4 protein-coding genes and 2 pseudogenes are annotated in these 10,594 nt (G+C 42.9%); all 6 read left to right on the forward strand.

The genetic code is table 11. The annotated features are described in order from the left end of the window. The first annotated feature begins 189 nt into the window (after positions 1-189). On the forward strand, positions 190-4,215 hold the full coding sequence (locus JCM16418_RS23990; RefSeq protein WP_052020656.1) for a SwmB domain-containing protein: 4,026 nt from the start codon (positions 190-192) through the stop codon (positions 4,213-4,215). 245 nt (positions 4,216-4,460) lie between these two features. Beyond that, positions 4,461-7,171 (forward strand): annotated as a pseudogene (locus tag JCM16418_RS21330) (stalk domain-containing protein). A 94-nt stretch (positions 7,172-7,265) separates the two neighbouring features. After that, positions 7,266-8,420 carry a sensor histidine kinase gene (locus JCM16418_RS21335; protein ID WP_036653014.1) on the forward strand — a complete coding sequence of 385 codons (1,155 nt, stop codon included), beginning with the start codon at positions 7,266-7,268 and terminating at the stop codon, positions 8,418-8,420. A gap of 7 nt (positions 8,421-8,427) precedes the next feature. Beyond that, positions 8,428-9,150 (forward strand): response regulator, encoded by a 723-nt coding sequence (locus tag JCM16418_RS21340; protein WP_036653016.1) that lies wholly within the window; start codon positions 8,428-8,430, stop codon positions 9,148-9,150. A gap of 190 nt (positions 9,151-9,340) precedes the next feature. Then, a complete protein-coding gene (locus JCM16418_RS21345; RefSeq protein WP_242403936.1) occupies positions 9,341-9,748 on the forward strand; it encodes a hypothetical protein in 408 nt (135 codons plus the stop codon). Between the two features lie 194 nt (positions 9,749-9,942). After that, a pseudogene (locus JCM16418_RS21350) lies at positions 9,943-10,594 on the forward strand (hypothetical protein); the annotation flags it as partial.

The raw sequence follows: 10,594 nt of genomic DNA on the forward strand, positions 1-10,594 counted from the left end.
TATTCACAAATGAACCGAATTATGTTTAAATATAAAACCTCAGTTTGGCCTTTGGCCGAGCTGGGGTTTTACTTATATCATCAGCACCGAATACCTGCTCGCAAATTGAGTCTAAACTTCACCTTCCTTTTAACCGAAAAATAGGTATAAGACTGTAATTGGGGATGTAGAAAGGAAGCTGAAGGATCGATGATGAAGAAAAGGATTTCGCTATGGTTAGCGTTAATCATGACAGTGGAGCTGCTTTGTGGAGGGATGGGAATGTCCATCGCGGCGGCAGATGAAGGTGTGTTGATATCAAAACTACAGTATATGAAGACAGTTCCGTTTGCCTCAGAAAAGAATGTAGTACGTGCGCCTGTTTTTCAAGTTACATTTAATGAATCTGTAAAGGTTGATTCTGATACAAGAGCTCCTAAGATTGTGATTAAAGAGAAGGATAAAGATAGGCGAATCGTAGATACCATAGAACAGGGTGCCGCTAGTATTAAGATGGATGCATCAAACAAAACAGTATCTTTTGAGCTTCAGGGGAATAAAAGATTGGATTTTGGCACCGATTATATTTTACATATTGATGAAGCTTTCTTTAAAAGCGTAGCGACAGATAAGCCGTCTAGTGAAATATCGATTGAATTCACGACGGCAGCACAAAAGGTAGAATATTCTCCTTCTCCGGATAGTTATAATGCAGATCCGTTAAATGCGTTGCAGATCCGTGCGAATGAGATGTTGTCTCTGGGTACGGGTAAGATTGGTATCTATCGATTATCGGATAATGCTCCGATTGATGTCTATAACATAAAGCCTGGTGTTACGGACCCGCGTGTAAAAGTTGAGGAGAATTTGGTGCGTCTGTTATCTCCCGCGATAACAACGAATACCAGCTATTACGTACTCATCGATGCGGGCGCATTATTATACGCAGATGATAAGAATTTAGACGGCATTACGAATGCTCGACAATGGACATTCACGACAAGAGGGGATACGTCTATCATGAGTAAGTCGCCACAGAGCGGCACGACTAATGTATCTTCAAACACGAAGCTGCAATTAACATTCAACAAGAATGTGTTCCCTGCTCAAGGGAACATCGATGTATACCAAGCCAATGGAACGAAAGTCAGTTCGATTCCTGCTCTTTCCACACAGGTGACAGGCGGTGGATCTCAAGTCATTACGATCAATCCTCAGATGACACTTCAGAGCAATAGTAATTATTATGTATTGGTTTCAAATGGCGCTTTTCGGGACAGTACGGGAAACGAAGTGGCAGGGATTGTTTCGACTAGTGGCTGGACGTTCTCTACGACCGTAGATACAGCCTCACAGCTTACGATATCCTCGTTCTCACCCGTAGACAGAAGCAGTAGTGTTGCACTAGATTCAGATTTAACGATCACCTTTAATCGCGAAGTGTTAAAAGGGGCTGGGTCCGTTAAGGTACGCAAATCGGGTAGTACAACGAACGTGCCCGTAAATGTAATTGCTAATGGTACGCGCGACGTGCGGATTGTACTGCAATCAGGTACGAAGTACGAAGCTGATTCTACGTATTATGTGAATATCGATAATAATGCATTTTACGATGCTAGGAATACTAATAATTATTTCGCAGGCTTAAATGGAACCAGTGCATGGACATTCCAGACTTACGTATCAGACAAACTAGCACCCGTTCTACAGAGCAGTCAAATGTACAATAACACAACGATCATACTTACTTACAACGAACTACTAGATACTAGTGTCTGGCCTCTCATTACCAGCTTTAAGGTTACTGTTAATGATGAGAATCGTTCGATTGGTAGTGTGTACACATCGGGTGAAAATGTATATATCTCACTTGATACTGGCGTAGCAGTAGGTCAAAATGTGAAGGTCAGCTACAGCGGTGGATTACGTCCAATTCAGGATGTAGCTAAGAATCAGGCGGCCGTGTTCTCTTCAAGGGATGTTGTTAATGGCATAGACACAGCCTTACCGAAACCCAAAGAGGGAAATATTTCAGGTAGTACAGTTAGACTGTATTTCAGTCAATCTCTTAAAAGCACCTCTACCTATGCATATGATCAGTTTACAGTGACCGCAGATGGATCTAGCATGGGAGTCAAGGATATGACGATTAGCGGTCAAACAATAACACTGTATTTAAACACAACCGTATCGGATGGACAAATTGTAAAAGTGACTTACAAACCAGGATCAAATCCTGTTCTGGATAGCAGAGGACAAGAGATCGCATCGTTTAGCGATTTCAATGTTCGTAACTATTTCGATACGAAACCTCCGGTGTTCCAAAAAGCCGAAGGAGGAGCAGCGAAAGTCATTCTAAGCTACAACGAGTTTTTATCACAAACTTATCTACCCATGAAGAGCCAGTTCTCTGTGCTAATGAATGGAGTTCCCAATTATGTAAATGCGGTTGAGGTTAAGGAAAATCAGGTCATCTTGACGTTAGCCTCAGCGCTATTGGCGAATACAAAGTTAACGATTTCATATGTGCCGGGTACATCACGTTTGACAGACTTAAACGGCAACGCAGCAGGTTATATTAATCTTGAGCCGATCACCATCTCTATCTATGCTCAGGTCCCTGATCTGAAGAATGTTATTGTTCAAGGAGATACGGTTCAGTTCGTTTTCTCGAAGCTATGGAATTCGCAGATATCATTAACCACTAGTCAATTTCTAGTTTATGTTGATGGTGTATTACGTAATGTTACACTAGCATCGGTAAATGAAAGTACAATTACGCTTAAATTATCTAGTTCCGTTTCAATAGGACAGAAGGTTGAAGTCTCGTATACACCGGGTATATCTGCCATTCGAGATCCATTAGGAATCTATCTTGCTGCTTTTAGTAAACTAGCTGTAAGTAATGGTATTATCAGCACACCAAGTACATCAACAGGAGATGTTTCACGCCCCGAGTATTTAACAACAATGGAGGCAAGTGCATTTGGCAGAGTCATGTTTACATTAGGGACAGGAGCCTTTACGTCATCCGATGTTAAATCACGCTATGAACAGTATGTGAAGATGTACACCGTAAATTCGGATAAGCTCAAGAAGGCTTTTGAGTATATAATCATTTCAAAGGAAAGTACGCATACCGTAGTCGTTGAGGCACCAGCGAGTATTAATACACTGTATGTCTCCATATCACTCCAAACACTAGAGGAGATATATAATATAGACCGGAATGCTTCTATTGCAGTCAAAGCAGGGGATGCGCTGTATTATCTGCAATTGAAACAAGTCAATTTTGCGGAAATCGCTCGTAATCTGAACACAACAACAACCGCAGGATTGACGCTAAGCATTCAGGTTGAGAAGGTGCCTAATAGTTCGAATACTGCACAAAATATATTGAATGCAGGAACGATCCAGCAGATTACGGATCCAGTGAATTTCAACGTTGCCGTAGCAAGTGGAGTAGTGTCGGCGAATAGTCCAGAAATCAAATTGTTCGGGGAATATTTAATCCGTACAACAACGCCCTTAACCAATGATAAGTCTGGGTTAGTACAACAGGATGCCCTGACAGGGAAATGGTCCTTTGTTCCGACGGTTATTGAAAGCTCAGGCAATCTAAAGATTTTTCATGCCAAAGTTAAAGGCAACATGACGGTCATGGGAATATCAAATGATAAATATTATGGAGACTTAGGCAACCATTGGGCAAAGGATGTTATCAATACCTTGTCATCTAAGCTAATTATGGAGGGAAGGTCGAATACCACCTTCGAGCCTAATAGTAAAATTACACGTGCAGAATTTGCAGAATACATTGCCCGTGCCTTAGGGTTACCTGGTGATGTACAAACTGCTCAGCGCTTTACAGACTTGTTTAGTCCATCAGCAAGTGCCTATATCGGCGCAGCTGCCAAAGCAGGTATTGTGGTTGGTTTTAAGGATGGTACATTTAAACCGAATAATTACATTACCCGTGAGCAGATGGCAATCATGATGGTTCGAGTCATGAATTATGCAGGGTATAATACTACGTTGAGTGGAACACCTGCTGATTATTTACGAACATTTAAAGATAGCAAGTCCATTCAGGCACCAGAAGCAGCAGCTAAAGCCCTTAAAGAGGGGATTATTCAAGGAGTTACAACCAATACGTTCCAACCTAAAGGATATGCGACACGTGCTCAGGCCGCGGTAATGCTAAAGAGATTACTGAGCAAAATTGGATATATATAAAACTTGTTAATAGAAAAGAAATGTAAGTAGTAATAGGTACAGCCTACTCTTCAATGTCGAAGAAGTAGGCTGTATTTTTACGTGTACTCTATGGATTTCGCTAAAAAGATGAATTTTCCGTAACTTTTTGGACTTAAATCAGTCTATTAATAGTACGGTAGATTGTGTCGGTAGGTATTTTTGTATATTTGGAATAAAGAATGAATAGAATCAAAGGCGTTTTACAGATGGGAGAGTATAGTTACATGAAACGAAAGAATACGTTAAATAATCAGCAAAAGAAGATAAATGCAGGCCGCAAATGGATGGTTATATCACTTGCAGGAATGTTGTGGGTTGCTCCGGTTATTGGAAGCGGCATACCGTTAAATGGTTATGCATCAGCACCAGTTGCAAGTGCCGCAGTGGCTTCATCAGTTAGTAAGATAAGTGAGGAACCGGTGACTTCCGGTGCAATCCTAATGAAATATAAATTTACAACAACACGTTCGGGTAAACAGGCATCAGCACTAGCTGACGTTATCCGAATTGATTTACAAAACCCATATGTTCAGCTGGATGTAATGACAGGAAAGAATGGTCAATTTACAACGAAGCAGAGCACAGGGGGATGGCTAAAGAAACTGGAGCCGTAGCCGGAGTGAATGGGGATTATTTCAATACCTCGTTGGAGGGTGCTCCAATCGGTGGTCAAGTTACAAACGGGCAATTGATGTCTACTCCTTCGGATATTAATGGAATGTATTCTTTTGCAGTAACCAAAGACGGGAAGCCGGTTATCGATCAACTTGCCTTTGAAGGCAATATTACGGCTGCTGATGGTTCAAGCTTTGCGCTTGCGGGAATGAACAAGGCTTCTTACAACCCTGACAATAGCGCATCTAAGTTTAGCCATGTCGATGCGATGTATATCTATACAAGTGCTTGGAAGGCTGTAGAGCGGCCTAAGGACAGTTCTACGACCCCAACAGAGGTTCTAGTACAAAATAATGTTATTACTCAAATTTCTGACGGCAAAAAGCTAGATATGGCTGTGCCACAAGATGGCTACATCTTGCGGACACATGGTAAAGCGGCTGATTTCGTGCGCACTCACCTTGCCGTGGGTCAACCTTTGAAAGCTAGCTACATGCTTCGTTCCAAGACCATGGGAGAATCTCTCGATCCAGCCAACCTCCAAATGATGATTGGTGGACATACGATTCTAGTTAATAACGGGAAAGCCTCTTCTTTTTCACGTGATGTATCCAGTATTGGGGGCACGCGTGCACGTACCGCGCTAGGCTACTCTAAGGACGGTCGTTATGCTTATGTAGTCGCAGTGGAGAAGAACGGAAATAGTTCAGGTATGTCTTTATCTGAGCTGCAGTCCTTCATGGTTAAAGTAGGTGTGTGGAAAGGTATGAATCTAGACGGTGGCGGCTCTACAACGATGGTCAGCCGGCCACTGGCAGAGGAAAATACGCAGCTTACTTTTAATACCGAATATGGTACAGAACAGCGTAGTGTCGTTAATGGCGTGGGTGTTTATACGAAAGCTCCTGCTGGCCAATTAAAGGGTCTGAAGATTAGTGGAAGCACGGCAATCCTTATAGGCCAACAAGCCTCATTTAAATTAAAAGGGTATGACACGTACTATAATCCAATTGACGTTGCTAGCATTACACCGACCTGGAAGTCTAGTAATGGAAATATCACTGTAAGTGGTCAGAACGTACAAGGCGTTAAGCCTGGTAAATCTACTATTACGGCACTCAGTGGTCAGGCAAGTACGAGTATGGAAGTGCGTGTACTGGGTGGCGATGATTTAAATCGTCTTAAACCCGCCAATGCTACGGGAGCACTCACTGCTGGCAAAACACTTAAGGTACAAGTAAAGGCAACTACAAAGGATGGTCAGAGCATTGATGTACCTGCAAGTGCACTGAAATGGGAATTTACAGGATTTAAAGGTAATGTTCAAGGGGATACACTGACGGTTAAATCTGTAGATCCTGGGGCAAAGGTAGGTTACGCCATTGCACGTTATAATGGCTTTAGTACTGTGGTTGTGCTTTCAGCAGCGGGTGAAGACATGTGGGAAGATTTCGAACATGTGAATTATCCAGTGACGTTTACAGGTACTGGAGGTCAAGTGACTGGAACGGCAGCAGTTACTCAGGGTACGGGTGACCATGCGAACTCCAAAGTCTTGCAACTGCAATATGATATGACAGCAGGCAGTGGCAAGATGTATGCCTACGCTAATTTTAATGGCACAACGGGAAAAGACATCTCAGCGGCGGCAACGTCGATGTCAATCGATGTTCAGGGTGATAAGAGTCTGAACTGGATGCGTGCTGAAATACTAGATAATAACGGTCAAACGGTATACGTAGATCTTGCGAAGGTTATTGACTGGAACGGCTGGAAGACGCTAGACATTGATTTGAGCGATAAGGGAATAGCATTCCCTGCGAAGTTGAAGCGGGTATATGTCGTGAATGTGGAAGATGGACAGGACGAACGCGCGAAGACGGGAACCGTCGCTTTTGATAATATCAAGATGACAATGCCATCACTTTCGAGTGAAGCAGGTCTTCCGGCAGGTATAGAGGTAATGACCATCGGACAGAAAAACTTTACAATAAATGGAAATAAAAAAACGATGGATGTAGCACCTATTGTGAAGAATGGAAGCACATATATTCCCATCCGTTATGTCTTGGATGCTTTTGGTGGTAAAGCTACTTGGGACCCTGCTAATCAACGGATTAGCGTACTTCGAGGTGGTAAACTGATGGACCTTACGGTTGGGAAGAAGGACTTTATATTGAATGGTTTGCGCAAATCTTCCGATGTTGCTCCGTTTATATCACAAGGTCGTACTTTAGTCCCACTTCGTCTCGTATCAGAGCAATTAGGATTAAAAGTAAAATGGGAACAAAACACGAAGACCGTAACTATCGAATCATGATATGGTATGATATGTATAGAATTGACATGAATAACAGGACTTCAACTCATTCTATGTAGAAATGTAACAGTTAGAAGAAATGGAGTATAAATACGTGGATGTTCAAGCTGATGCCATAGACCGCGTCATAAAAAACGCTATCCAGGTGATGGAAAACAGTAAATATCAGATGTTTGAGATTTTAGAGACGGCTCGTGATGAACTGCTCTCTCTAAATCAAGAACTTCAATTTGTGATGAAGGAAACTGCGGATACGTTGCAAAAGGTAGATCAGCTAGAGCTGAACTACCGGCGTTCTCGCATCCGGCTGACTGAAGTTAGCCGGGACTTCGTCCGTTACAAAGAAGAAGATATTAGGCAAGCCTACGAGAAGGCAACACAATTCCAACTGGATGTGATGATTTATCGCGAGAAGGAAATGTACTTAAAGGCAAGACGCGACGAATTACAAAAACGGGCGAGAAATGTGGAGAACTCTGTAGAACGTGCTGAATCTATCGGATCTCAAATGGGCGTGGTTCTAGAATACTTGTCAGGCGAGCTTGGTCAGGTTTCCAAAATCATAGAGACAGCTAAAAACCGTCAATTAATTGGCCTGAAAATTATTCTTGCACAGGAAGAAGAACGCAAGCGTATTGCACGGGAAATTCATGATGGACCGGCACAATTGCTTGCAAATCTAGTCCTTAGGACGGAAATTGTGGAAAGAATGCTACTCAAGCAGGAATTTAAGATGGTGCAGGACGAAATAGTAGATTTGAAGGGACAAGTCCGCTCCAGTTTAGAAGAAATGAGAAAAGTTATATTTAATCTTCGTCCCATGGCACTCGATGATTTGGGTCTTATTCCAACTCTGCGTAAATATGTGCATGATTTTGAGAAAAAGACTAGAATCCGCACTATATTTGAAACCAGAGGGAAAGAGCACCGCCTCTCTTCTGCAATGGAAGCGGCGATTTACCGCTTGGTACAAGAAGCGCTTAGTAATGCGTCAAAGCATGCCTGCCCGACCTTTGTGTTAGTGGAAATTACATATCAAGCACAATTGGTGAAGATTGTAGTTCAGGACAATGGTGTTGGTTTTAAATTGGAACTGCTTGAACAGAAAAGCAAAGATCATTTCGGGTTGATCGGCATGCGAGAGAGGGTCGAGCTCCTCGAGGGAAGAATGGAAATCGAATCAGCAGAGAATGAAGGCACCAAGATCGTGATCCATATTCCGACGAACGTGGAGAAGGGAAAGGAGTAATATATATATGGAAATTAAGGATTCTGGCAAAACAACCATTAAAGTCCTCTTGGCTGACGATCATCAATTGTTTCGCGAGGGTCTGAAGCGCATTTTAAACATGGAGGATGACATTGAAGTCATCGGTGAATGCGGAGATGGTATTCAGGTATTAGAATTTTGTAATGAAATCAAACCTGATATCGTGCTGATGGACATTAATATGCCCATCGAGAACGGTGTAGAAGCTACCGAGAAGCTTCGTGAGCTATTTCCGGAAGTAAAAGTTATTATCTTATCCATTCATGATGATGAGAGTTATGTGTTTGAAACGCTTCGTAAAGGTGCGAATGGATATTTGCTGAAGGATATGGAGGCTGAGTCGCTTATTAATGCGATTCGTTCCGTACATGAAGGATATGCTTTTATACATCCGAAGGTAACAGGTAAATTGATTCAGCAGCTACGACGCATGACATTCTTGAATGAAACGGGTGCGATGACGGAGAGTGGCGTACGTGAAGCAGGCGTGAAGTTTGTGGCTGGTGAGAATAATCCATTAACACGCCGTGAAGCTGAGGTTCTTAGACTCATGGCTGAAGGTAAGAGTAACAAGATGATTGGCGAATTTCTCTTTATTAGTGAGAAGACGGTCAAGAACCATGTGAGTAGTATTTTGCAGAAGATGGAAGTGGATGATCGTACACAAGCCGTTATTAATTCAATTAAGTACGGCTGGGTAACGTTGTAGTCATTACATAAGCTGTCATTTAAAAAATGACTCGTATGTTTGAATGGAATGTGGTTTATAAAAGTATGTGAAATTCACCACTGGAAGAGTAGCCGTGTCACATGATTAGGGTGTGGGCTAGTAGGCAGAGTAATTCACCGTCCTCCTGTTATCGGCATATAGTGTCGTTATAAGGAGGTGGTTCTGCTTGGTGACCACGTTGCTATGGATTACGGCAATTTATATGCTCGCAGCATTATTGGTACATGTGTTTTATCGTTGGCATAAGAGAAGAGAAGAACGAAGCAAACCCGATCTGGATTATGTATTAGTTACTTCTAATCATGAACGTCAGATTGAATGGTATTTGCGGGCTTTTGACATTTTTGCACTGCTTTCGGGTAAACGCTTACGGATTACGGTTTTCGATGATCAGTCGGTGGATCAAACGCTTGATATTGTTGAACGGATGGATCATTCAGCAAGCATGGAGTTGTCAGTCTACACTCAGCCAATGACTCGCGGGACAGAAGATGCTACAACTCTTTTGTACAGTCACATGGGAACAGTTATTGATCTACGAATTCCGCATGAAGCGGGACGTATACCTTATGTGTAGAAGCGGGATAGGTGCCATTCGGTGCCATCATGCAATAAATCGATTTACAGTGTGAAGCACACTCTTGAACGGGAAACCGAAGGAGTGTGCTTTTTTGCGTTTATGTTTATGGATATTGAAGCTACAGGAGGAGGTAGACATGAATGCGGGTGGCTCTATACGTTATATGCCAGTCAAATAGGTGCTCTCTTCGAATGTCTTTAGATATGCGGATAGATTTGTTGTGGTGGAGTGGGGTAGATTCCGACAGAACTACGATGTTTTCATTGCATGATTCGATACCACTTAGCTGGGCAATGAGAATACAAGCAGATTTTGAGGGTCAGAAACGTATGGAGGATTGGGACTTCAAACGATGGCAGGTATATATGGAGCAGTTTGAAAGGGAACGAAACGAAAAATATGAAAAGGAGATGATTGAAAGAATAGGCGGTATACAAGGGAATTACGAACGGCAAGGCTTGGACGAATTCCATTTGCATCAACAAATCAGACGGAAAAAGGGCTGGAGATGGACGGTATCGGAGCCAATGGGTCATTCACAGTTTGTCAGTCTAGAACATTTACCTGAAGTAGGACAAGTTCAGGGTGATTTACGAGAATCAAATGTGGCTGAACAGGTAAGTGCTCTGGCCGATAAGCTCTGTGCACATCTCTCTGGCCGATCGCTGCTTGCATCCGAAGTGGATGCGCTGCTGGAGGAGGTGGCGCCGGAGCTTGCTGGCGCGTGGTATACAGCCGCGCAGCTAGCTTATCTGCGCGGGCAGCTTTTGCTTGGCGCAGGCTTAGCTGCGCCTCATGCAAGCCGCGCGCGCTTCGCTCGCCGCGGCAAGGGCAAGAGCAGGG

It is taken from the genome of Paenibacillus pini JCM 16418 (assembly GCF_000576305.1).
In the GTDB taxonomy this organism is placed as follows: Bacteria; Bacillota; Bacilli; order Paenibacillales; family Paenibacillaceae; genus Paenibacillus_AQ; species Paenibacillus_AQ pini.

What these genes read in the sequence shown, in the direction of transcription:
- JCM16418_RS23990 (WP_052020656.1), top strand. Translation starts at nt 190, where the DNA reads ATGATGAAGAAAAGGATTTCGCTATGGTTAGCGTTAATCATGACAGTG.
- JCM16418_RS21340 (WP_036653016.1), top strand. Translation starts at nt 8,428, where the DNA reads ATGGAAATTAAGGATTCTGGCAAAACAACCATTAAAGTCCTCTTGGCT.